The organism is Mesorhizobium sp. M0159, assembly GCF_040322295.1.
Classification (GTDB): Bacteria; Pseudomonadota; Alphaproteobacteria; order Rhizobiales; family Rhizobiaceae; genus Mesorhizobium.
Map to the genome: position 1 here is coordinate 1 of NZ_JAMYTF010000041.1, position 23,149 is coordinate 23,149.

At 61.3% G+C, this 23,149-nt stretch carries 22 protein-coding genes, 2 pseudogenes and 1 riboswitch; of the genes and pseudogenes, 10 read left to right on the top strand and 14 right to left on the bottom strand.

The genetic code is table 11. From position 1 onward, the window contains the following. Window positions 1-157: 157 nt before the first annotated feature. Together NKJ32_RS27725 and NKJ32_RS27730 are read right to left on the bottom strand one after the other, a co-directional pair. Entirely contained in the window at window positions 158-940 is a 783-nt protein-coding gene (locus NKJ32_RS27725; RefSeq protein ID WP_023676560.1) for a CbtA family protein, read from the bottom strand. A gap of 15 nt (window positions 941-955) precedes the next feature. Next, window positions 956-1,135, bottom strand: coding sequence for a CbtB domain-containing protein (locus tag NKJ32_RS27730; RefSeq protein WP_023676561.1), 180 nt, complete (start codon window positions 1,133-1,135; stop codon window positions 956-958). 36 nt (window positions 1,136-1,171) lie between these two features. Next, window positions 1,172-1,368: riboswitch (cobalamin riboswitch) on the bottom strand. Window positions 1,369-1,509: 141 nt separating this feature from the next. Between NKJ32_RS27730 and NKJ32_RS27735 the strand changes: the two genes are divergently transcribed. From NKJ32_RS27735 to NKJ32_RS27745, 3 genes are all read left to right on the top strand, one after another. Continuing rightward, a complete protein-coding gene (locus NKJ32_RS27735) occupies window positions 1,510-2,703 on the top strand; it encodes an aromatic ring-hydroxylating oxygenase subunit alpha (RefSeq protein ID WP_352798301.1) in 1,194 nt (397 codons plus the stop codon). Window positions 2,704-2,921: 218 nt separating this feature from the next. Beyond that, window positions 2,922-3,920 carry a heparan-alpha-glucosaminide N-acetyltransferase gene (locus NKJ32_RS27740; RefSeq protein ID WP_352724947.1) on the top strand — a complete coding sequence of 333 codons (999 nt, stop codon included), beginning with the start codon at window positions 2,922-2,924 and terminating at the stop codon, window positions 3,918-3,920. A 16-nt stretch (window positions 3,921-3,936) separates the two neighbouring features. After that, a complete protein-coding gene (locus NKJ32_RS27745) occupies window positions 3,937-4,443 on the top strand; it encodes a methyltransferase family protein (RefSeq protein ID WP_352587579.1) in 507 nt (168 codons plus the stop codon). Window positions 4,444-4,462: 19 nt separating this feature from the next. On the opposite strand, the gene NKJ32_RS27750 is transcribed toward NKJ32_RS27745, so the two are convergent. The 4 genes from NKJ32_RS27750 to NKJ32_RS27765 all read right to left on the bottom strand — a co-directional run bounded on the left by NKJ32_RS27750 (window position 4,463) and on the right by NKJ32_RS27765 (window position 7,531). Continuing rightward, a complete protein-coding gene (locus NKJ32_RS27750; protein WP_023676566.1) occupies window positions 4,463-4,849 on the bottom strand; it encodes a MerR family transcriptional regulator in 387 nt (128 codons plus the stop codon). A 138-nt stretch (window positions 4,850-4,987) separates the two neighbouring features. Then, a complete protein-coding gene (mgtE, locus tag NKJ32_RS27755; protein ID WP_502894205.1) occupies window positions 4,988-6,385 on the bottom strand; it encodes a magnesium transporter in 1,398 nt (465 codons plus the stop codon). A gap of 349 nt (window positions 6,386-6,734) precedes the next feature. Further along, complete coding sequence (locus NKJ32_RS27760) at window positions 6,735-7,217, bottom strand: SRPBCC family protein (RefSeq protein ID WP_254818127.1); 483 nt, start codon at window positions 7,215-7,217, stop codon at window positions 6,735-6,737. After that, the gene (locus NKJ32_RS27765) at window positions 7,214-7,531 is read right to left on the bottom strand and encodes an ArsR/SmtB family transcription factor (RefSeq protein ID WP_352757429.1); all 318 of its coding nucleotides are present in this window, start codon (window positions 7,529-7,531) and stop codon (window positions 7,214-7,216) included. Before NKJ32_RS27765 ends, NKJ32_RS27760 begins: the two co-directional genes overlap by 4 nt. A gap of 340 nt (window positions 7,532-7,871) precedes the next feature. Here NKJ32_RS27765 and NKJ32_RS27770 point away from each other — a divergent pair, with 340 nt between their 5' ends. Beyond that, window positions 7,872-8,783 (top strand): phosphatase PAP2 family protein, encoded by a 912-nt coding sequence (locus NKJ32_RS27770; protein WP_352757432.1) that lies wholly within the window; start codon window positions 7,872-7,874, stop codon window positions 8,781-8,783. 405 nt (window positions 8,784-9,188) lie between these two features. Here the strand turns inward: NKJ32_RS27770 and NKJ32_RS27775 are convergent, their stop codons facing one another. From NKJ32_RS27775 to NKJ32_RS27800, 6 genes and pseudogenes are all read right to left on the bottom strand, one after another. Continuing rightward, window positions 9,189-10,256, bottom strand: coding sequence for a cyclic nucleotide-gated potassium channel (locus NKJ32_RS27775; protein WP_352757428.1), 1,068 nt, complete (start codon window positions 10,254-10,256; stop codon window positions 9,189-9,191). Window positions 10,257-10,445: 189 nt separating this feature from the next. Beyond that, on the bottom strand, window positions 10,446-10,811 hold the full coding sequence (locus NKJ32_RS27780) for a 4a-hydroxytetrahydrobiopterin dehydratase (protein ID WP_352798296.1): 366 nt from the start codon (window positions 10,809-10,811) through the stop codon (window positions 10,446-10,448). Between the two features lie 49 nt (window positions 10,812-10,860). Next, window positions 10,861-10,935 (bottom strand): annotated as a pseudogene (locus NKJ32_RS27785) (NADH-quinone oxidoreductase subunit D-related protein); the annotation flags it as partial. Window positions 10,936-10,977: 42 nt separating this feature from the next. After that, the gene (gene groL, locus NKJ32_RS27790) at window positions 10,978-12,621 is read right to left on the bottom strand and encodes a chaperonin GroEL (protein WP_352458343.1); all 1,644 of its coding nucleotides are present in this window, start codon (window positions 12,619-12,621) and stop codon (window positions 10,978-10,980) included. 50 nt (window positions 12,622-12,671) lie between these two features. After that, window positions 12,672-12,986 (bottom strand): co-chaperone GroES, encoded by a 315-nt coding sequence (locus NKJ32_RS27795; RefSeq protein ID WP_023676575.1) that lies wholly within the window; start codon window positions 12,984-12,986, stop codon window positions 12,672-12,674. A gap of 640 nt (window positions 12,987-13,626) precedes the next feature. Continuing rightward, a complete protein-coding gene (locus NKJ32_RS27800) occupies window positions 13,627-14,064 on the bottom strand; it encodes a hypothetical protein (protein ID WP_352458344.1) in 438 nt (145 codons plus the stop codon). A gap of 412 nt (window positions 14,065-14,476) precedes the next feature. Between NKJ32_RS27800 and NKJ32_RS27805 the strand changes: the two genes are divergently transcribed. From NKJ32_RS27805 to NKJ32_RS27830, 6 genes are all read left to right on the top strand, one after another. Further along, entirely contained in the window at window positions 14,477-14,851 is a 375-nt protein-coding gene (locus NKJ32_RS27805; protein ID WP_023676577.1) for a DUF1488 family protein, read from the top strand. 50 nt (window positions 14,852-14,901) lie between these two features. Further along, window positions 14,902-15,087 carry a DUF3606 domain-containing protein gene (locus NKJ32_RS27810; RefSeq protein WP_023676578.1) on the top strand — a complete coding sequence of 62 codons (186 nt, stop codon included), beginning with the start codon at window positions 14,902-14,904 and terminating at the stop codon, window positions 15,085-15,087. A 371-nt stretch (window positions 15,088-15,458) separates the two neighbouring features. Then, complete coding sequence (locus NKJ32_RS27815; protein WP_031211739.1) at window positions 15,459-16,115, top strand: ABC transporter ATP-binding protein; 657 nt, start codon at window positions 15,459-15,461, stop codon at window positions 16,113-16,115. Then, window positions 16,115-18,523, top strand: a complete 2,409-nt coding sequence (locus NKJ32_RS27820; protein WP_023676581.1) for an ABC transporter permease — start codon at window positions 16,115-16,117, stop codon at window positions 18,521-18,523. Before NKJ32_RS27815 ends, NKJ32_RS27820 begins: the two co-directional genes overlap by 1 nt. Next, complete coding sequence (locus NKJ32_RS27825) at window positions 18,513-19,568, top strand: lipocalin-like domain-containing protein (RefSeq protein ID WP_023676582.1); 1,056 nt, start codon at window positions 18,513-18,515, stop codon at window positions 19,566-19,568. Before NKJ32_RS27820 ends, NKJ32_RS27825 begins: the two co-directional genes overlap by 11 nt. A gap of 1,079 nt (window positions 19,569-20,647) precedes the next feature. Further along, window positions 20,648-20,908, top strand: a complete 261-nt coding sequence (locus NKJ32_RS27830; protein WP_023676583.1) for a pyocin activator PrtN family protein — start codon at window positions 20,648-20,650, stop codon at window positions 20,906-20,908. A 682-nt stretch (window positions 20,909-21,590) separates the two neighbouring features. Here NKJ32_RS27830 and NKJ32_RS35570 read toward each other — a convergent pair. Both NKJ32_RS35570 and NKJ32_RS35575 read right to left on the bottom strand, forming a co-directional pair. Continuing rightward, window positions 21,591-21,932 carry a transposase domain-containing protein gene (locus NKJ32_RS35570; protein ID WP_502894573.1) on the bottom strand — a complete coding sequence of 114 codons (342 nt, stop codon included), beginning with the start codon at window positions 21,930-21,932 and terminating at the stop codon, window positions 21,591-21,593. 649 nt (window positions 21,933-22,581) lie between these two features. Further along, window positions 22,582-23,077 (bottom strand): annotated as a pseudogene (locus tag NKJ32_RS35575) (IS66 family transposase); the annotation flags it as partial. Between the last annotated feature and the right edge of the window lie 72 nt (window positions 23,078-23,149).

A 23,149-nucleotide genomic window follows, 5' to 3' on the forward strand; every position in this document is an offset into this window, starting at 1 on the left:
TGGGCGGGGTGGGTGGGGTCGCAGGGGGGAGGCAGCGGGGGGGGGGGGTCATCTCGCGCCCCGGCCCGGCGCGCCCCCCCTCCCCGGCCGGCGCCCCGGCGGGCGGGCCCCCCCCCCCCCACCGCCGATGACCAGGGTCAGTGCCCCGGCAGCGCGGTCAGGCAAAGCTGTCGCGCAGGCTGGTCGCCGTGCCCGTGAAGCGTCCGCGCACCACGCCGACGACCGCGCCGAGCACCAGCCAGAACACCAGATTGGTCAGCGTCACCGCCACCACGAACTGGTGGTGCAGGCCTTCCGGGATCGCCGTCTCGAAGCTATCGGGCTGCGGCGCGCCGACGATATGCGGCGCAACGATCAACGCCACGGCAAGAGCCACCAGCGGCAGCGATCTGCGGAAGACGATAAGGCCGAGACCGGCCGCTGTCGCCACCACTGTTGCCCACCACCATAACTGGCGTTGGACAAGGTCGGCCGCCGGCATCGCCGGCAGTTCCGGCGGCAGGCCGAGGCCCGGCGCCAGCGTGAATGCGGCAAAGCCGGCCAGCCCCCAGAACAGGCCCTGGCGCCAATTGCCGATGCCGCCGGCGAATTCCGAAACCGCAACCAGGACCAGCGCAAAGCCGATGCCGGTGACGATATTGGCAACGACGCTGAAGCCGAAGCGTTCGAAACCGTCCGCCGGCGCCCAGCCTTCGTCTTCCGCCGGAGCCATTGCTTCAGCCGGTGCCGGCGCGGCGCTGCTCATAGCCGTCATGCCCGCGGCGTTTTCAGCCGGTGTCGCAGGTGCCGCGGCATGGTCATGGCCGCCGCCGGCCTGTTCGTAGACTTCCGCCTTTAGGATGAGCGGCACCGTGGCATAGGCTTGCATGCAGGCGAGAGCCACGCCGGCCACAAGCCCTGCGATCGCCGCGATGAACACGACGTTGCGAAACAGTGTCATGATGTCAGCCCCTTGTTAGTGGCAGGGAAAGCCCATCGAATGGCGATAGTCGTGCGCGGCATTGTGGACCGCATCGATATGCGAGAAGCCGACAAAGCCCATGACGAAAATGCCGAGGAATGCAGCAAGCGCCAGCTGCATGAGACGCGACTGCGAGGAGGCGGAAGCGCCGAGCGAAACGGAAGCGGTATTCATGTCTTGTCCTTTCGCCCTCCACCCGAGGGCATAGAAGTCAGTTTCCTGTCGCCGGCAGGTCTCCTGGCTCGCGGATCAGCGCCCTTCCCCACCTTCCCGAAGGCGAACCTTCAGTGGCATATGGAGAGGACTACCGCACACAGTTGCGGGGGCAGCCACGGCATTGGGCAAACAACTTGCCCTCACCGCATTCCCTCTTGGTTCCAAACGGAACCGACGACATCAGTGACTATAGGCAGAATCGCCGCGCCCGGCAAACCAAATTCCGCCGGATCGTGTGGCGAATGCGCCGCCTCGCCAAGCCCGGTCGGCCGGCGCCGCGATTGACAATTTTCGCAGCCGGGTGTCGGCTGGCGGATGGGGAGGAAGCCGGCATGCAACCCAGCCCGAATGAGCGCGGTCCCTACAACGGCCTGACGCGGGCCGAGCCGACGCTGCCGTCATCAGCCTATTGGGACATCGCGGCCTATCAGCGCGATCTCGAGGCCATCTGGTATCGCAACTGGCTGCTCGTCTGCCGCGAGGCCGACCTTGCCCAGCCGCTGGCTTTCAGGACGTTCCGCATAGGCACGCAGGAGGTCGTCGTGCTGCGCGACGAGACCGGCGAGTTGCGCGCCTTCCACAACACCTGCCGGCATCGCGGCTCGCAGCTTTGCCAGCAGAGCGAAGGACGGCTGAAGGCGCGGTTCATCACCTGCCCATACCATGCCTGGTCCTATTCGCTGCACGGCGATCTGGTGCGCGTGCCGTCGAAATCGCTGCCGGACGGCTTCGACAAGGCCGATCATCCGCTCTACCGGGTCGCGCTTTCGGTGTGGCGCGGTTTTGTCTTCGTCAATCTGGCGGAAGACGCTGCCGGCTCGGCTGAAACATCCTTCGATCCGGCATCCGGCAGCCTCGCCAACTGGCCGTTGGAAACGCTGCTGAGCGGCCATGTGCTGCGCAAGGTGATAAACTGCAACTGGAAGGTATTTTGGGAAAATTTCAACGAGTGCCTGCACTGCCCCGGCGTCCACAAGGACCTGTCGCGGCTGGTGCCGATCTATGGCCGCGGCCTGATGGGCCGGCACGACGACCCCGAATGGGCGCGCCACGCCGACAATGACGCGCCGGAATTTGCCGGCGGCTTGCGGGCCGGGGCCGAAACTTGGTCGCGCGACGGGCGCGTCCACGGCTCGGTCTTTTCCGGCCTGACGCCGGGCGAGCGTGCCGCCGGGCAGACCTATGCCACCAGCATGCCGTCGATGTTCGTCGTCGGCCATGTCGACTATGTCAGGACCGTGCGGCTGGTGCCGCTTGGGCCGGAGCAGACCGAACTTACCGCCGAATGGCTTTTTTCGCCCGAAGCGCTCGCCGATCCGGCCGCGGATATCGACAACATCGTCGCCTTCGGTACCCAGGTGCTGGAGGAGGATGCTGATATCTGCGAGGTCAACCAGATGGGCCTGCGCTCGATGCGCCACAAGGCCGGCGTACTGATGCCCGAGGAATACGACTTGCACCGCTTCCACAACTGGGTGCGCGAGCGCCATGCGGCGCTCGAACATCAAAGCGATTTGGGCAGATAGCGCCAGGTGACGAAGCCTCAGGCCGCCGCCAGCAGGCCGAGTGTCGCGAAAACCGCGCCCAGTCCGAAAAACGCCAGCACGCCGGCCAAAGGCTTTCCGGCTTTGGCCTAAAGCAGCTCTGATGCCGACCGGTACCAACGCGACGCAAGGCCCTGCTTCTTTTGACGGTGGCAACCGTGATAGTCGTCTTGCCGGGGCTGAACCAAGACAGCGAGACCATGAGCATCGACACGCCGACCGCAGCCGTTCAGGATCAACCGAAGTCGAAGCGCATCGCCGCTATCGACATTGCACGCGGCATCGCTTTGCTTGCCATGGCGAGCTATCATTTCACCTGGGACCTCGAATTCTTCGGCTACACCGATCCCGGCCTCACCGCCTTCGGCTGGTGGAAAATCTACGCGCGCTGCATCGCCTCGAGCTTCCTGTTCCTGGTCGGCATCAGCCTCTGTCTCGCCCATGGCAAGAAAATCCGCTGGACCGGCTTCTGGAAGCGCTTCGCCATGGTTGCCGGGGCAGCGCTCGCAATATCGCTGGTCACCCGCATCGCCACGCCCGACGGCTTCATCTTCTTCGGCATATTGCACGAGATCGCGCTCGCCAGCCTGCTCGGCCTGGCGTTCCTGCGCCTCCCGGCGCTGCTGACGCTTGCCGTGGCGGCCCTCGTTATCGCTGCGCCTTTCTACCTGCGATCCGAGCTTTTCGATCATCCGGCTTTGTGGTGGGTCGGCCTGTCGGCGACCAACCCGCGCTCCAACGACTACGTTCCGCTGCTGCCCTGGTTCGGCGCCGTACTTGCCGGCATCGCGGTTACCAAGCTCGCCGCCACCTCCGGCGCGCTGACGCGGCTGTCGGCCTTGGCGCCCGGCCGCTGGGCAAATCCGCTGGTCTTCATCGGCCGGCACAGCCTTGCCTTCTATCTGATCCATCAGCCGGTGCTGATCGGCTCGGTCTGGCTGTTTTCGCAATTCATGCCGGCGCAGGCCGAAACCAGGGAGGTGAGTTTTCTGAAATCCTGCCAGATATCCTGCGAGCAGGCACGCGACACCGAGTTCTGCTCCAGCTATTGTGCCTGCATGCTGGACACTCTCCAGGGCGAAGCCTCGCTTGACCGGCTCTACAGCAACGACCAGTCCCCGGAGTGGAAGGCGCATATTGGCGAGCTCGCCGGCACCTGCACCGCCCAAACCGAGGCGGCGGAACCGGGAACGCGCTAATCGAGGGAGGACAATAATGAGCGACAGTCACCCGAAACCCGTGCAGCAAAATCCTGGGCAGCCGAGGCTGGGGCACATCCCATGGCCGCCGCTGATCTATATCGCCGCCATCATCGTCAGCGTCGCGCTAGGGCTGTTCTATCCGCTACCGTGGATCGGCGATCTTCTCGGCGACATCCTGTTCGCCGCCGGCCTTGTGGGGTTGGTGGCGGTTGCCGCGCTCTGGTTCACGGCAATCCGCACCATGATCCGCGCCAAGACGACGCTCAACCCGAACGGCGTGCCTGACCATCTGGTGACTACCGGACCCTTCGCCGTCAGCCGCAACCCGATCTACCTCGCCAACACGCTGCTGCTGGTCAGCCTCGCCTTTGTCACTGGGATCGCCTGGTTCCTGCCGCTGGCGGTCATCGCGGCGTTCCTGACGCAGAAGCTGACGATCGAGAGCGAGGAGAAGGTGCTGACGGCCAAATTCGGCAAGAAATACCGGGACTACGCCAAAAGGGTGCGGCGCTGGATTTGAGCCGGCGCTGACGCCACGCTCATGTGGTGACGCCGAGTTCCACCAGCCGCTCGACGCAGGATTCCTCTGCCTGATCGAGCTCGGCCAGCGTCTCTTCGAGGTCGCGGCGTTTCTGGCGCAAATCCTCGCGCTTTTCCTCGATGCGCTTGATCATCAATTTGAGTTGGCCGACCTCGCCGGGCGGCTCCCTGTACATCTGGATGATTTCGCGGATCTCGTTGATCGAGAAGCCGAGCCTCTTGCCGCGCATGATCTGGCGGATGAGATGCCGGTCCGACGGACGAAACAGCCGAGTGCGGCCGCGTCTTACTGGCTGCACCAGCCCTTCGTCCTCATAGAAGCGCAACGTCCGCGTCGACACGTCGAATTCGCGGGTCAGCTCCGTGATTGAATAATATTCCCGCATCGTCACTCCAATGCCCCGGCCACGCCGCGAGTTCCAACTGGCCGGCGCCGCCGGCGCCCAGGCGCGTACCAGAATCGGCGGACAAGGCACCTTCAAAGCCTCGCATGGCATTTACGTAAAAGTCAATTGAGGTGACGTTCAGCGCACGCCGAACCACCATGTGGCGAGCCCGAGAAAGGCAAAGAAACCGACGACATCGGTGACCGTGGTGACGAAAACCGCCGAAGCCACAGCCGGATCGATCTTGAAGCGGTCGAGCAGCAGCGGGATAAGGATGCCCGCCAGAGCCGCCACGAACATATTGATGATCATCGCGGCCGCAATGATGCCGCCGAGATTGCGATCGTGGAACCAGGCAGCAGCGACGAGGCCGATCAGGATGGCAAAGATGATGCCGTTGATGAAGCCCACCCCGATTTCGCGGCGGATGATGCGGCCGGCATTGTAGATGTCGAGGTCCCTGGTCGCCAGCGCCCGCACCGTGACCGTCATGGTCTGCGAGCCGGCATTGCCGCCCATGCCGGCGACGATCGGCATCAGCACCGCCAGCGCCACGATATGCTCGATGGTGCGGTCGAACAGGCCGATCACCGAGGCCGCCAGGAAAGCCGTCAAAAGATTGACCAGCAGCCAGGGCACGCGCGAGCGCGAGGTCGAAAAGATGCTGTCCGAGAGTTCTTCGTCGCCGACGCCGCCCATGCGCAGCAGATCTTCCTCGGCCTCCTGCTGGATGACGTCGACGACGTCGTCGATGGTCAGCACGCCGACCAGCCGCTCGTTCTCGTCGACGACGGCGGCAGACAGAAGATCGTATTGTTCGAATTCGCGTGCCGCCTCCTCCTGGTCCATGGTGGCCGGGATGGCATGCCTGGTCTCATGCATGACCTCTTCGACCTTGACCGAGCGCTTGGTACGCAGGATCTGGTCGAGGTCGATGGCGCCGAGCAGCTTGAAGCTCGGATCGATGACGAAGATCTGGCTGAAACGGTCCGGAAGATTGTTGTCCTCGCGCATGTAGTCGATGGTCTGGCCGATCGTCCAGAAGGGCGGCACCGCGACGAACTCCGTCTGCATGCGGCGGCCGGCGGTCTCTTCGGGATAGTCAAGCGAACGCCGCAGCCTGATCCGCTCGGTGAACGGCAGCTGCGACAGGATCTCGTCCTGGTCCTCCTGGTCGAGGTCTTCGAGAATGTAGACCGCGTCGTCGGAATCGAGATCCTGCACCGCCTGGGCGATCTGCGCATTGGGCAGACTGTCGACGATGTCGCGGCGGATCGCCTCGTCAACTTCGGTCAGCGCGGAAAAATCGAAATCCTTGCCCAGCAATTCGACCAGCGCGCGTCGCTGTTCCGGGTGCAGGGCCTCGAGCAGGTGGCCGAGTTCCGACTGGTGCAGATCGTCGACTTCACGCTTCAGCGTCAGCGTATCGCGATCGGCGATCGCGGCACCGATCTGGGCGAGGAACGACGACAGGATGACGCCGTCCTCGTCATAGATATCGGCGCGGCGCTCCTCGGCGGCCCTGGCGCCGGTCATCTGTTCGTCCTGGCCTTCCACCAGCGCCTCCCGCCATCGGATTTCCGGATAAGGTGCCTGTCAGGTCTAACGCATGACCCTGGCAATCGGAATCGATTTTGCGAAAGGACCATGCACAACGACAAATTGCTACAGCGCCGTTCGCGCGTCCAAACGACGCGGCGCATACCGGATGGTAGGGGGAGAGGACGTTCTACAAACCTGCGGCGCTGCAAACCTTCGCGGCGGCAGGTAAAGGGCAGCGTATCTCCCCGCCCCGGTCAACCAGATGGGCAGATCGACACTGATTCAAAACGGCGAGGCCGACAGTGCGAGGGCCCCGCTGGTATTGGACTGGAAAGCTTCCCGATCAGGCGGCGTGGCGCTTGGCCTCAGCCGCATAGCGGTCCAGGAGACCGCTCCAGCCACCCTCCGATTCGAAGGCCTCGCGCATCGCCTCTGCGGTTTCGCCCATGTTCTCCAGAAGCCTGTGCTCGAGTTCCACACGCGTCGCGTTCTCGCCGAGCGCGACAAAGCGGATCTCGACTTCGGTCAGCAATGCCGGATCGTAGCGCCAGCCGGCTCCAATCCGCCAGGCGAGCGTCAGCCTCGACGGCGGATCCCAGGCGAGAACCTCGCCCCAATCGCATTGTGACCCATCCTCGCCGATCTCGTACCAGCGGCCGCCGGCTTTCGGTTCGATCACCGCGGTCGTCAGGGCGGATTTGCCGATCGAATGCGAAGCCGGCCACCAGCGCCCGAATCCTGTGGTGAACACATCGAATGCCTTGTCGAGCGGCACCTCCACCGTCACCGACTTCCTGACCGGCGCGGGCTTGATCATGGTCGTCATTTCCTCTTCTCCTTGCTGTTGTCGACTTCCCGTTTGAAGGCGTCGAGCGCATCGCCCCACATGCGGTCGAGCCAGGCGCGCATCTCGCCGAGCCCATGCGGGTCGAGATGATAGATGTTGCTGGCACCTTTCGGCTCTGCGCGGACCAGCCGGGCTTGCTTCAAAACCTTGAGGTGCTGCGATACCGCCGGCTGCGAGACCGGAAGCACTCGCGTCAGATCGATGACCGAGCGTGGCCGATCGGCGATGAGCTCGAACACCTTGCGGCGCGTCGGATCGGCCAAGGCCACCATTCCTGCATAATCATAAACCATGACTTATGATAAGCTAAAACTTATGATATGTCAACTGAGGGCGTGGCGGGCCCGTGTTTAAGCAACCGGCCGGCTCGAGGCTCTGGGGCAATTCCTTGACGCGGGGGCATGGACAGCAATGCGGATGCAAGATTGCTCAGGGAATCAATCCACCGCATGCGGGCCAGCCGGCAAATGTCGACCACCGGGGAAAAGTAAACCTGGCGGCAAGGTTTTTACCTTATCGGTGTATGTGTCTCTCCGGCGAAACGTTAAGAACGGGTAAATTGGTTTGGCCCTAACCACGGAAGCCTCTCGCTACAGGCCCTCCGCCATATGGCAATTGCGCCTCTCCTTGTTCATGGCGACATACGTTTTAGGCGCATCTGCACTATATCCAGAAGTATTCTATACGTCAGCCTCAAACTATTCTCACAAGTTTCTTGTTGGCATTCCGGTGTTGTTTATCGGTGGCGTCTGCTGTGCCGCGCTAATCCATGGCCGGCGGCAACCGGTTCGCTACGCACTGGATTTGGTTCAAGGGCGCTGGCGCGGTTGTCTGCTGGTGCTGCTGTTCTGCTTTGCCAGCTTGACCGCGTTCTCTACCTACAAGATCGCCATCCCGTCCGTCGTCCCATACTATGCCGACAACTGGTTGGCCGATGCTGATGAATGGCTGCACGGGATGCCGCCATGGGAGATCGTCCATAAGCTCGACGGCAACAATTGGTCGTTCGTCGTCTTCAACAGCTATGAAGTCATTTGGTTTTACCAGTGGTTCGGCACCATCCTTTTCGTGTCGCTCTGGTCGGACGAGATTGCCCGCATCCGCTATCTCTGCGCAGCAGCGCTGACGTTGTCCGTCCTCGGAACGGTCTTGGCCCTGGCGCTGGCATCGGTCGGACCGGTTTACTACCACCACTTTGTCGGCGTGGATCGCTTCCACGGATTGAATGCGGCCCTGGACAGGCTGGACCATAGTTACATGGTGCGGGAACCCGCGGCATATCTCCTGATGGCTTACCAAAGCGGCCGGCCAAGTCTTGGCGGCGGCATCTCGGCCATGCCAAGCATGCATGTCGCCTTTGCCGCATTGAACGCCTATTTGCTGTCATCGATCAATCGCTGGCTTGGCGTTCCGGGTTGGACCTTTGCAGCCCTGATCCTGTACGGATCGGTGTTCACTGGCTGGCACTATGCCGTGGACGGCTACGCATCGATCGTTGTTGTATCGGTGATCTGGTGGGCGACCGGACGCCTGGTGCGCGAATAGTTATGTGCGCTTGTCGATAGATGGCCGTGCCTGCCGATGGCCACTTCGCATAAGCCAAACTCGCGACCGCAATCAGGCAAACAGCACGTGCCCCGACAAGGACGCTCCCTGCCGTGCTCGAATTCAACGGGCAAGAGATTCCGCTTTCGAATGTAATGGTGCGGTCGAGATGCAACGCCGCACCGCCAAGAGCTGTTCTCGCCGAGCCCATGTCGCGTTTGGGGCCGAAGAACGAACCCGCTGCGCGGGATGGGGATGAGGTAGAGATCACGAACCGAATGTCGCGCTCGCATTGAGGGTGGTTCGGCAGCGGCAAAGCATGTAGTTCCAGCCAGCCACCATCGGCAGGCAATTGGCCGCCTTGGCATCGCATCCTCCTCCTGACGAACACCTAGTCTAACACGGTCAACCGTTAGGCGCCGCGCCGCGCCGCTCGAGCGCGGTCTTGCGGATGATTTCTGCGATCTCCGGACTGCTGCTGCACAGCATCTGGAAATCCGCCGAGTGTAGCGACAGGAGTGAGACCACCGTTGTGGCGCTGACGGTCGCCGAGCGCGGTTCGCCGGTGATCAGCGCCATCTCGCCGAAGAAGGCGCCAGGGCCCAGATCCACCGGGTTCGGCGTCGCGACGCTGACGCGCCCCTCCACGACGAAGAACATCTGGTCACCGGTCTCGCCATTGCGGCAGATCACAGCGCCCGCCGGCACGATGCGAGGTCGTAATGCACGCACGATCTCGACTAGTGTGGCCGGGCCGAGCTTCTGAAACAACGGCACGGCGGCGACCAATTGCCAATTGCGGACGAAATCCTCGCGACGGACTTCTTGATAAAAGCCGGTGGCAAGAATGCCAGCCCAGAGCGCGAAGATGCCGATGCCACTCATCATGACCGCCCCGGCAAGGACGCGGCCGGCGAAGCTTTCCGGAATAGCGTCGCCATAGCCGGTGGTGGACAGCGTGACCACCGCCCACCACATTGCCTGGGGGATGCTGCCGAACTGTTGCGGTTGGACGTCGCGCTCGATGACATAGGCTGCGAGCGCAAAACCGAAAAGAACGATGCCGAAGACGGTGGCGACGCCGATCAGGTTGCGCGCTTCGTTAGTCAGGATTCTGCCCAGCAGCGGGAAGAAAGTTGAATCGCGCAGCGGTTTCAGCAGCCAGACAGCACAGTAGAGGCTCCGGTCGGGCGTGCCGACGAGCAGAAATGCGGCGAGTGGAACCAAAACCGCGAGCACATCAATGGCGATTGCCGGCGTCCTGTCCCGAACGTCTCCCGCCCGGCGCTTGAGCAGTTTCTCGACCAATTCCAGGAGATAGACGCCCCAAATGACCGCGAGCACGGCAGCCAAAGCCAGTCTGCTTCGTCCGGATATGTCCGGTGTCGTGAGCGTAGCCACCGCCACAAGCCCAGTCGCAGCCAGCACCGCGTTGAGCGGCGCGCAAATTCTTAAGGAAGGCAGTACCGACATTCTATGCCCCGAGCGGATACTACCCTCCAGAATAGGATGCCTTCAAGGCAAGCGCAAAGGTGCTTATTTTCGCTGCGATCGTCGCTGGACCATAAGGCCATGAACCATCCGATCAGGGTCGAGATCGAGCTGCCCCTCGACGGATGTGTGGCATAAACGACCTCACTTGATTGGCATGGATTTGCCGTGTCACCGTTGGCGGTCGAGGGGCCGCCCCGCGCGATCGAGCATCCGATCGATCTTGCTCGCCATGATGAAATCGTTCTCGTGCAGTCCTTTGATCTTCTTGGTGCTCAGGGAAACCGTCACATAACCCCAGCCGAAGCTGATGTCGGGGTGATGGCCCTCGGTTTCGGCGAGCTCACCGATCTCCTGAACAAGGGTGAGCGCATCCCGGAAATTGCGGCATCGAAAGCTCCGCTGGATGCGGTCGGCATCGTCGCCCAGCTCCCAATCAGGAGCCTGTGCCTGGAAGCGTTGGGCTTCATCACGCGTGAGCGGCGGGACGCCGCCGCGACAAGGCGTACATGTTTTCTCGGCAAGAGTGTCGGTCATGTTCTTGTCTCCAAGACCATTTTTAGCAGCAAATACGACAGCGACGAGCCTATCGATCGATCTCCCCGAACACGATGTCGAGCGAACCGATGATCGCCGAGATATCGGCTCGCATGTGCCCGCGTCGCTGGCCTTCCGTCGTCCTGGCTATAGTTTCAGGCGCCGCTCAGTAGTCCATTCCGCCCATTCCGCCCATACCTCCCGCGCCACCCATAGCGGGCGAAACCTTCTGCGGAATGTCCGCGATCATTGCTTCAGCGGTGATCAGGAGCGCGGCAATCGAGCCGGCATCCTGCAGGGCCGTCCGAACGACCTTGGCGGGGTCGACGATACCGGCCTTGATCATGTCGACATAGACTTCGTTCTGGGCGTCGAAGCCCTGATTGTGATCCTTGCTGTCGGAGAGCTTGCCGACGACGATCGAACCTTCAACGCCGGAATTCTCGGCAATCTGGCGGATCGGCGCTTCAAGTGCTCTCAGCACAATCGAAATACCTGCCGTCATGTCAGCATTCGCGCCAGTAAGCTCAGTCAAAGCTGCCTTGGCGCGCAAAAGCGCAACACCGCCGCCGGCAACGATGCCTTCTTCCACGGCTGCACGAGTGGCGTTCAGCGCATCATCGATGCGGTCCTTCTTTTCCTTGACTTCCGTCTCGGTCGCGCCGCCGACGCGAATGACGGCAACGCCGCCAGCCAGCTTGGCGAGACGTTCCTGGAGTTTCTCCTTGTCGTAATCCGAGGACGTTTCCTCGATCTGCAACTTGATCTGCTGGACGCGCGCCTGGATGGTGGCTTTCTCGCCGGCGCCGTCGATGATCGTCGTCGTATCCTTCTCGATGAGCACGCGCTTAGCCCGCCCGAGCATGTCGATCGTGACGTTCTCGAGTTTGATGCCGAGATCCTCGGAAATCATCTGGCCGGCGGTGAGCACGGCAATGTCTTCCAGCATCGCCTTGCGCCGGTCACCGAAGCCTGGCGCCTTGACGGCTGCGACCTTGAGGCCGCCGCGCAGCTTGTTGACGACCAGCGTTGCTAGCGCCTCGCCTTCGACGTCTTCCGAGATGATCAGCAGCGGCTTACCGCTTTGCACCACAGCTTCGAGGATCGGCAGCAACGCCTGCAAATTGCCGAGCTTCTTCTCATGGATGAGAACGTAAGGGTCCTCCAGCTCCGCGCGCATCTTCTCGGCATCGGTGACGAAATAGGGCGAGAGATAGCCACGGTCGAACTGCATGCCTTCGACGACATCGAGTTCGGTTTCGGCTGTCTTGGCTTCTTCGACGGTGATCACGCCCTCATTGCCGACCTTGTTCATCGCCTTGGCGATCATGGCGCCGACCGACGCGTCGCCATTGGCGGCGATCGTACCAACCTGGGCGATCTCGTCCGAAGATTTGACTTTCCTGGCCCTGGCTTGAATGTCCTTCACCACAGCAGCCACAGCAAGATCGATGCCGCGCTTGAGATCCATCGGGTTCATGCCCGCGGCAACGAATTTGGCACCTTCGCGCAGGATGGAAGCGGCCAGCACCGTGGCTGTCGTCGTGCCGTCGCCGGCGAGGTCGTTGGTCTTCGAGGCCACTTCGCGCACCATCTGGGCGCCCATGTTCTCGAACTTGTCGGCAAGCTCGATTTCCTTGGCGACGGCGACACCATCCTTGGTGATGCGCGGCGCGCCATAGGCCTTGTCGATGACGACATTGCGGCCTTTGGGGCCGAGCGTCACCTTGACGGCGTTGTTCAGAATTTCGACGCCGCGAAGCATCCGGTCGCGGGCATCGGTAGCGAATTTGATTTCCTTGGCAGACATGATTTTACGTCCAGTTCAGTCTTGAAATTGCGGGATCGGAAATCGCCCGGTCAGGCGGCTTTCTTGGCCGCTTTGATCTTCTCGACGATGCCCAAAATGTCGCTCTCCTTCATGATCAGGAGGTCCTCGCCGTCGATCTTGACCTCGGTGCCGGACCATTGGCCGAACAGGATGAGATCGCCGGCCTTGACGTCGAGCGGGATCAGCTTGCCGCTCTCGTCACGCGAGCCCGGGCCCACGGCGATCACTTCGCCTTCCTGAGGCTTTTCCTTGGCGGTGTCGGGAATAATGATCCCGCCCTTGGATTTGGTATCGCCTTCCGCGCGCCGAATGACGACGCGGTCGTGGAGTGGCCGGAATTTCATTGGGGGTTCTTTCTGCCGCCGCACATAGAGCGACTGCAACACTTAACATAGCCCCTTTGGCACTCGAATGATAGGAGTGCCAAATTTTTAATTCCTCAAACCGAAAATATTTGAAATGAAATCAGTCGTTTTTACCGGCGCTTTTGGCCGTCCGAAAGGCGGAGCCATAAGCAATTTTATTGTAATTCATCCCTCTTAATTTTGCCGACAACAGACTATATTAATCCGCAATTACGAGACAAACCTATCGAGCCTTGATTGAATGTGCATCGAGAGATATATACAGTTCGCGAAAATTTGGCACGATTTGGCTTTCCCGGTCCCGATCGACATAGGTCCGCGACCTTCGACCCACCATGAAGCACCGAATTTTCGACAGCGAATGTATAGCGCTTATCCGGCGCGCATGTCGCTCTGTTCGAGCCTTTGAACCACGGCGCTGACCACGGATGTACTGGCAGCATTGGGATCTTTCCGGTTCGGATGGAAAAGATGCAGGAGGGGCGTCGGCGTGCTCCTGCGGAAAGCCGCACCCCCTCATGCAACGCAGCCTCCCCGCGTGGGGAGCGCTTGCCCGCGCTACGGCGGCGGCTTTCCATGCGAGCCGCTTCAAAAATGATGCTGCGAAACGGCTCCGGCTTTATCCGACGAACGCCTCACGCATCCGAGCGAACATGCCGGGCTGTCTCCCGGCAATTGCCGCACGGATGTGACGGGCGGCCGTTACGGCGCTCACCGTCGCGCCGAAATGACAATAGCAGATGATCTCATGCAATTGCCTGTCGGTCAGTTCGAAGAACCGCTTCGCTTCGCCGTAGTTGTCGCTTTCCAACCCGGCGGCGCGGAGGACAGGATCCTCGAAAGCGACTGAGATCGGCGAGCCGTCGCCGCGCATGGCCCCGCGTGATCTAACCGGCTGATACTCGGTTTGGTGTAGCGTCGAGAGTCGCCGGTCAGGGTTCCGTTCAAGGAGCTCCGCCCAGCGTTCAAGACGTTCGCTGCGCGACATGGCCTGGCGCAGGTAGTCCTGATCGATCTCGGCGACGATCTGCAGTTGCTCAAGCGTCTGGTGCTTCATTTTAGCCTCCTATTCGGACGATAGTTGGCCCACCCATATCCTTCTTATACCTGCGGCCAGCGTGACTCCGACCGATCGTGAAGTCCAATCACGATGATGCTGGGAGGGCTTCCCCCCACAAAAATGCGGAGGCTTCGCAAAGATCCGGCCATTAATTTGGCGAACGCGGTCAAATGCGCGGCTGTTCGACGATGTCGGTCTGGAGTCCGTGCCGATCGAGGTGATCGACGGGCAGAGTCTGTGCTGGAGTAGCCCGGCTCCATCGCTGGCCGGGCAGCGGGATCAAGCGAGTGGCAGTTTAGCTTCGAAACCGCCGTAATTCTGAACGCGCACAATGCGAAGAGACGCAAGGCCGCGAGCCTGCAACAGACGTTCGCTACGCGGTTCTTGACGGCTTGAGGTATGTTCAACCTTGGCGCTGACTTTTCCGAACCGAAGCCGCAGCTACGACGAGGCCGGACAATACCTCCATTTTCTCGGCTACGATGGCATGTTTGAAATGCCGTTCTTGATTGAGATTGAAGCGCTCGCGAACGCAAAACCGGAAGCAGCCACAGCCGAAGCGGGTTATTTGGCGACCTTCGATGCATCAAGGGACTCCATTCGTGATGTCGCGCGGAAAGCTTCCTCCCACGGCCGCAAGAACGTGTACCAGCCCAGAAGACCTCGACGCTTCGAACGGCGGACGAGCAAAGCGTTCCCCGTAAGGGATCGGCTTATCCCTGCGACCGCGGAGTTGTGCGGTTTCGACATGGTTGGCGACTACGTCCTTGTCCCCGTCGATTAGAGGATTATCCTTGACACGTTTGGGCGAGGCGATCGCCCATGGAGGTTGTCATGGCAGACGACAAGTCAAAGCGTGGTCCGCAAGACAGAGCACGGGTCGACGGTGGCGAAGACTATGAAGTCGGGTACCTCATGAAGAAGCACCATCTCGAACGGGCTGATGCCCTCAGGCTGGTAAAAAAGTATGGAAACAACCGCGCAAAGATCGAAGAGGAACTCTTTGCCCGAAAGGTTTGATCGCGTATTCCCGTGAGGCTGGCATAGAGCCAAGCACGCCTGAGTGTGACCAGGCTGCAGGCATAATCATGGCGCTTTTCAGCAACGGCATCGGCACTGCTGAGGAATTGAAGGCAGCGCTCCAGTTCCGTTTGGAGAGTGAGTTGCGACGGCACGGTCAACGCCTATCCCGCCTAGCTGAGAACCGCTCTAGATCGTAATTGTACATCGAATTCCAAGTGGAGGTCGCGTTAGATGCAAAACGCGAGCCTCTGAAGAAAACCATTGTCCAATTAAGGCAGTGGGTTTGGAGGCTGTATGAAAGGGGTCGTTGTTTGGCGCTATTTCACTGGCATGCCGTGTCAGAAGCACGCGGGCCTCCGGGGAGTAACATGCTGCTGAGGCTGGACCAGATCGACAAATTCTACCCCACTGGCGAAGGGCCGTTGCATGTTCTGCACGGGATCGATCTTTCGCTGGAGGCGGGCAAGAGCCTTGCGCTGACCGGCGAGTCTGGCAGCGGCAAGAGCACGCTTTTGCACCTCGTTGCAGGGCTCGACAGCCCTGATGCGGGAGAAATCCACCTTGGCGGTACCAATATTGTGGGGCTGAACGATACGGCCCTTGCCGCCCTGCGGCGGGGAACAGTCGGACTTGTGTTCCAGCAGTTCAACCTGATCCCTTCGCTTGATGTGGCAGCCAACCTTGCCTTTCAGGCTCGACTTGCCGGCCGTCCTGATCCGGCGTGGCTGAAGGTCCTTGCTGAACGGCTGGGCCTGGCCAAGGTCCTAACGCGCTACCCTGAACAGCTGTCGAGTGGGCAACAACAGCGGGTGGCGATTGGGCGGACCCTAGCCGTTCGGCCCCGGCTGGTTTTGGCCGATGAGCCCACGGGCAATCTCGATGAAGCAACAGGGGACGCTGTACTCGATCTTATGCTGTCGCTGGTGGCTGAAACGGGTGCCGCCCTGTTAATGGTTACCCATTCCAACCGTCTGGCAAACCGGCTGAACGCCCACGTTCACCTGCACGCGGGACGGCTGGCTTGATGGTGTGGACCGGGTTGTCAGCGCTCTTGTCGCATTGGCGCAGGCGGCCTGTCCAACTGGCGATGCTGCTTTTGGGGCTATCGCTGGCAACGGCGTTGTGGTCAGCGATTCAGGCGATCAACGGTGAGGCGCGGGCGAGCTATGACCGTGCAGCGGCGATCCTTGGGCAGGACCGGCTCGCGCAACTGGTGCGTGAGGACGGGACCCGGATGGATCAACAGGTGTTTGTGAGACTGCGGCGAGCAGGCTGGCTGGCTTCGCCGGTGATTGAAGGTGAAATGCGGTTTGGGGATGTGCGGTTGCGCGTCCTCGGCATTGACCCACTGACTTTGCCGCCGCAGGCGCAGCAGGTGGATGTTGCAGTGGGTGATGAGCTATTGCCGTTCATCACGGCGCCCGGGGTGCTCTATGCAACTCCGGAAACCGCGGCACGACTAACCGAGCAAGCAACACCTCCCGTGCGCGTGGCCGAGGGTTTGCCGCCTGGCACAGTCCTCACCGACATCGGGCAGGCGCAGGTCTTGCTTGGGGCAAAGGACAAGATCTCTCGTCTTTTGCTCTGGCCGGACCAACCGATTGGCCGTGCCCCTCTAGAGGTGACAGCCCCCGGCCTGACCCTGCGCGAGCCGAGTGAAACGGGGGATCTTGCCAGGCTGACCGACAGTTTTCACCTGAACCTGACGGCTTTCGGTTTTCTTGCCTTTGCGGTGGGGCTCTTCATCGTGCATTCCGCCATCGGTCTGGCTTTTGAACAGCGCCGCCCGGTGTTTCGCACGCTGCGCGCACTGGGCTTGCCGGCCCGCGTGCTGGTCCTTTTGCTGATCGCCGAGCTGCTGATCTTCGCCCTCCTCGCGGGATTGGTGGGCGTGGCACTTGGCTATGTAGTCGCCTCGGCCCTTTTGCCCGACGTCGCCGCCACCCTGCGCGGACTTTACGGGGCCGATGTGCCGGGAACGCTGTCGATCCGCCCCGCAGTGTGGGCAGCGGGGCTGGCGATCGCGGTAATCGGCACGCTGGTAGCGGCCGCACAAAGCCTCTGGCGGCTATGGCACCTGCCGCTGCTTGCGCCGGCCCAGCCTCGGGCCTGGGCGCGGGCTTCGGAGCGGGCCCTGCGCGCGCAAGGCGTGGCTGCGATGGTGCTCCTGTTGACGGCGGCGGGAATTGCACACTTCGGATCCGGCCTCGAGGCGGGCTTTGCGCTTCTGGCGGCACTGCTGTTGGGGGCGGCACTGGCGCTGCCGCTCGTGCTGACGGGGATATTGCACCTTGGCGGCCGCTTGGCGCGTGGACCATTGGCTGAATGGTTTTGGGCCGACACGCGTCAACAGCTTCCCGGCCTGTCATTGGCGCTAATGGCACTGCTGCTTGCGCTGGCCGTCAATGTGGGCGTCAGCACGATGGTGTCGAGCTTTCGGCTGACCTTCACCGGCTGGCTCGATCAGCGTCTCGCCTCAGAGCTTTACGTGACCGCCCGCACCGAAGCAGAGGCCACGGCGATACGCGACTGGCTGGCCCAGCGCAGCGACGCGGTCCTGCCGATCTGGAGCATTGAGGGCCGGGTCGCAGGCCAGCCCGCGGCAATATACGGCGTGGCCGATCATGGCACCTATCGCGACAACTGGCCGATCCTCTCTGCAGTGCCGGGGGTGTGGGACCGGATCGCCACAGGCGACGGCGCCCTGATCAACGAACAACTGGCGCGGCGCCAGGAGTTGGGCTTAGGGGACCAGATCACGCTGCCCGGTGGCTGGCGGGCCAGCATCGTCGGCGTCTATGCCGACTATGGCAACCCGATCGGCCAAGTGATCATCGGGATCGACACACTGGTCCGGCACTACCCTGACGTCTCCCGCCTGCGCTATGCCATTCGGATTGCCCCTGGCAAGGCCGAAGCACTGGCTGCGGGTTTGCGGGCGGAATTCGGGCTGCCCGCGCAGAACGTGATTGACCAGGCCGGGATCAAGGTCTTTTCGCTCAAAGTGTTTGAGCGCACATTCAGAGTGACAGCCGCGCTGAATGTGCTGACGCTGGGAGTCGCGGGGCTGGCGATGTTTGCGAGCCTCATGACCCTGTCGGGGATGCGCCTACCGCAACTGGCGCCGGTCTGGGCCATGGGTCTGCCCCGCCGCCACCTCGTATGGCTGGAGCTTTGGCGCGGCTTGTTGTTGGCAGCCTTGACCATGCTGGCCGCTCTGCCTGTAGGTATCGGGCTCGCCTTTGTTCTACTGGCGGTGGTGAATGTGGAGGCTTTTGGCTGGCGTCTGCCGATGCACCTTTTTCCCGGTGACTGGGCGCGGCTGGCGGCGCTCGCGTTGCTGGCGGCCGGACTTGCAGCCGCCGTGCCTGCCTGGCGGCTGGCGCGTCTTTCGCCATCGGATTTGCTGAAGGTATTTGCACATGAGCGTTAGAGCATTGCTGATCTACATGAGCTTGGCCGCACCTGCCTTTGGCCAGGGTTTTGCTGGGCTTGGCACAGAGGCTGACGGGTTTTCAGTGCCGCAGCCGGGGACTGCATTCAACTTTCCGGCAGACCACGGCCCGCACCCCGGTTACCGGATCGAATGGTGGTATTTGACGGCCAACCTGCAAGCTGCGGATGGAGCGGACTTTGGCGTGCAATGGACTCTTTTCCGATCCGCCCTGGCCCCGGTGGAGCGGTCCGGCTGGTCTAGTCCGCAGCTTTGGATGGGCCATGCCGGGCTGACGACGCGAACGCACCAATTCGTGGCCGAACGGCTGGCACGGGGCGGCATCGGCCAGGCGGGGGTTTCGGCTGCACCCTTTGCGGCCTGGATTGACAATTGGCAGATGGCAGGTCGGGCCCTGCCAGAGGCGGATGCGCTGTCGGCGCTCGACCTGCACGCGGCGGGACAGGCGTTTTCCTACGAACTGGCACTGGACGCCAAAGGCCCTCTGGTGCCGCAGGGAGTGCAGGGCTACTCGGTGAAATCCGAGAAGGGGCAGGCGAGCTATTACTACTCGCAACCATTCTACCACGTGACCGGTACACTGACCCTTCCGGCGGGCGTGATCGCGGTGTCCGGTCAGGCGTGGTTGGACCACGAATGGTCCTCGCAGCCGCTGGCTGAGGATCAGACCGGGTGGGACTGGTTCTCCTTGCATTTCGACAGCGGCGAAAAGATGATGGGCTTTCGCCTGCGCGACGGAGGCGCGGGCTTTACATCGGCCACATGGATCAAGGCCGACGGCAGGCCGCAGCCGCAGGCCCCCGGCGCGCTAAGGGTGACGCCGCTCGAAACGGCGGCAGTCGCGGGACGTAGCGTGCCGATCCGCTGGAGGGTGCAATTGCCGGAAAACGGAGTGGATGTGACCATCCGGACGCTAAACCCAGAAGCCTGGATGGACACACGCTCTCCCTATTGGGAAGGCCCGATCCGATTTGAGGGAACCCATGCCGGGCGCGGCTATCTCGAGATGACAGGCTATGAGTGACTGGAGGACACTGCTCAATCGCGAGATCGCGACGGTTGGCGAATTGCCGAAAATGGAGAAGGTTAGTTTCCAGCGCCCTTCCCTCTACCACCACCTCAAACCCACTATCTCAGGTAATGGCTCTGGCGATGTAGCGGTCCTGCGCCGCCACCTACCACTACATGGCTCCGAATTGCGGATCGATGTTGCGTGGCCGGAGATGGGCGCGCATCTGCGTAGTGCAGAGTTGCCGCGAGCGTGTTTTCCGATTTCTACGTCGAAGCACCACCGCTGCACGCGTCAATCTTGTCGGTGTCGATCTCCATGCCAAGCAGTCTAACACGCGAAACGGCGTCTGCCGCGGTCCACACCGGATGGTTACGCTGCACGGCGCATTCTGCCGATGATTGAGGTTCATGAAGGCCTTCCCGCAAAATATGCGCCTTAATGCCCGGCCTCACGGCCTCACGCAATCCAGACATTTTCAAACTCGCCACACGAAAAAACCGCCTCGGTTAGACCGAGACGGTTATCGTACTATGACAGAAGTGGTTGCGGGGACACGCAACCACCGATACCGACATCATTGACGTGACGATTTGACAGGTCCAGGCCAGCATTGCAGGGAGGCGACTTGGTGGGCTCGGAGGGATTCGAACTCCGCGCTTGGAAAAGCGTCCCTCTCGTCTTCACCGTGCAGGCCGCTTACTCTGGGCGGCAGAGTGCCCTTCCGCGCTTCGCCAAACCTGCCGTGGGAAAAGCCTTGCCGTTTTTTCCGGCGGGGCTTTGATCAGATCGCGACTATTAGTGATTTATGCTGGAACTGGTTGCGGAGGTTGGAGTCGGACCGATTTGCGCCGATTAAGAAGCCCGTCAGCAAACGAACTCGGTCACAGCACTGTATTGGCGGTATCCCTCTAGCGACTTGAACGCCCCGGCCGTTGCTTAGGTCGCGCCCACCCTTTTGCACGCGCCCCCCTGCCCGGCCGTTGAACCCGTTGGGCGGCTTGCTAGTCTGCCAAGCTCCTAACAGGGATAGCAACCTGGAATGAACGCGGCTTGCTAGTCTGCCAAGCTCCTAACAGGGATAGCAACCTGGAATGAACACAGCACTGCTTTTGATGGCTCAGTATGGTGGCAAGGCCATCATCCCGATCGATGAGGTCTGCCGAGACTATTTCTCCCACCTGACGCCGCCGAAGTTGGTCCGAAAGATTTCCATGGGGGAAATTGCCCTTCCGCTCGTGCGGATCGAGGACAGTCAGAAGTGTGCCAAGGGCGTCCATCTCGCCGATTTGGCCAAATACCTTGAGTACCGGACTGAGGCTGCGAGAAAGGAAATGAGGGGTCTCACGGAGTAGCGAGGGAGCGTGAATGAGGTTTCGTTCAGCCCTGCCGTACACAGCCGCCCGCGGCTTATGGCCTGATGAGCGACGAACTGGATCAACCGTTTCAAGGCCGGTACTGCATTTGGTACAGCACCACTTCAACAAAGACGCGTAATCGACTGTCTGAACTGCATGTTTGTTGGGACTGCGTCCCATCTGATGTTGGACACGATGGTACAACTTTGCAGTATCAAACGAGGCGTTTCGCGAAATGATCCTACAGAACACGCACGTGTCCCTGCGACGAGCCGAAGCAGCGCACCGGCTGCGTGGAACACGCTGACGGGAGGGGCCTGAAAAAGAAGATTATTAGTCGGCTGCCGAGGTCATTATGAATTCAAATGCCGTCAGCTATTTGTACAGTTCTGGCTTACTCATTGCGCCAATAACTGCCTTTCGCCCTTCTGATAGTGATTGCAGACCCGCCTCGGCGGCGATTGCAGCCCGGTATCCGTCCAGCAGCTTGCTCCGGCCGGAATTCCGCTGAGTATTGAATGGATCCAGGCCTGGGCCTGCAGGCGATAGGCATCGGTGAAGCGAGGACGCCAGTCCGCGGGATAGGCCGTTCCTCGCGACAGACCCGAATTGATCTCGGTGCGCAGGGGCGAAAGCAGCGAGACCGTTGCGGTGGAAGCGTAAGCGCCTCGCGGATCGCCTATGGATTTGGGCTTGACGTTTTCCGGAATCGCCAGGGCATGAGTTCCTCGATCTGGGTTTGCGGATGGCCGTTGATGATGGCGTCGAGGGTTTCGGCGAGGTAGGCGACCGGGTTGACGTCGTTGAGCCTGCAGGTGGCCACGATGGAGGCGAGCAGCGCCCAGTTGTCGAACGTAGTGCTGTGCTGCGATTGTCGACAGTGTCCCAGGAGCCTCTTAGGGACTATTGCCTCCAACGATCCGTTGCTTTCCCCACCCCAACTTTCAAAATTGTGGTAAAGTCTCGACGTTGTTATTGGCTTTGAGCGAGCGGTGTGAGGGCGCTGGAGGCTACCATGCACTTCATTAAGCTCCTGGTTGGCTCAGCAATATTGACAGCATCGGGGGCAGCGTTTGCGGCAGAGGAGGTGTCTGTCGAGAGAGGACGGCTGGTTTCCATCATCGGCAGCTGTCACGACTGCCATACTGACGGCTACAGGGAAGCCGAAGGCGCACTCGACCCCACCAAGGCATTGAGAGGGAAAGTAATAGGTTGGCGGGGGCCGTGGGGCACAACGTATGCAAGCAATCTGAGATGGAGCGCGCAAGACCTTAGCGAAGACGGGTATGTAACCTACATCAAGACACTTCGCACATTGCCGCCGATGCCTTGGTACAACGTTCGCGTCATGCCGGAGAGCGACATTCGGTCATTCTATCGATATGTGAAGTCGCTCGGTGATCCCGGCGCCTTCCTCCCGAGAACGGCGAGACCGGGGGAAGAGCCGAGGACGCCCTTCGTCACGCTGGAGCCACCGCAAATGCCGAAACCTTGTTCACGCGACCTGGACTGCGGCGTGGGCGAAGTTTGCTCGGCCGCACCAGTCCGCCAATGCGTTAAGAAGTAGGCACCGTGGGCAGCGGCCCTCTTAAGACAGCCGACCCCAATTACGCGGTAGGGCGAAACCTTAAGTTTCGGAATAGTAGCGAACGCCGCCCTCGGGCCAGACGTCAAGTCAGACCGTCAATGATAAAACTTAGGGTGAGCGCCTCGCGGATCGCCTGTGGATTTGGGCTTGACGTTTTTCGGAATCGCCAGGGCATGAGTTCCTCGATCTGGGTTTGCGGATGGCCGTTGATGATGGCGTCGAGGGTTTCGGCGAGGTAGGCGACCGGGTTGACGTCGTTGAGCCTGCAGGTGGCCACGATGGAGGCGAGCAGCGCCCAATTTTCGGCCCCGACTTCGTGACCTGCAAACAGGGCATTTTTTTCTGGTCAGGCATACTGGCCTGATCGCGTTTTCAACCGGGTTGGTGTCGAGTTCCAGGCGGCCATCGTCCAGGAAGCGGGTCAGGCCTTGCCAGTGGCCGAGCCCATGCCGGATGTCTTCGGCCAGGCCAGAGCCGGAGGAGATCATCGATAGCTGCTTTTCGAACCATGGTTTCAGGGCAGCGATGATGGGCGCGGAATGCTCCCGTCGGGCGGCAAGCCGGGCTTGAGGTGATGCGAGCATCCGCGCGTGATCCGCACCCATTACCCCTACGCCGATAATTCCAACGCGTATACTCAAGTTGACCTC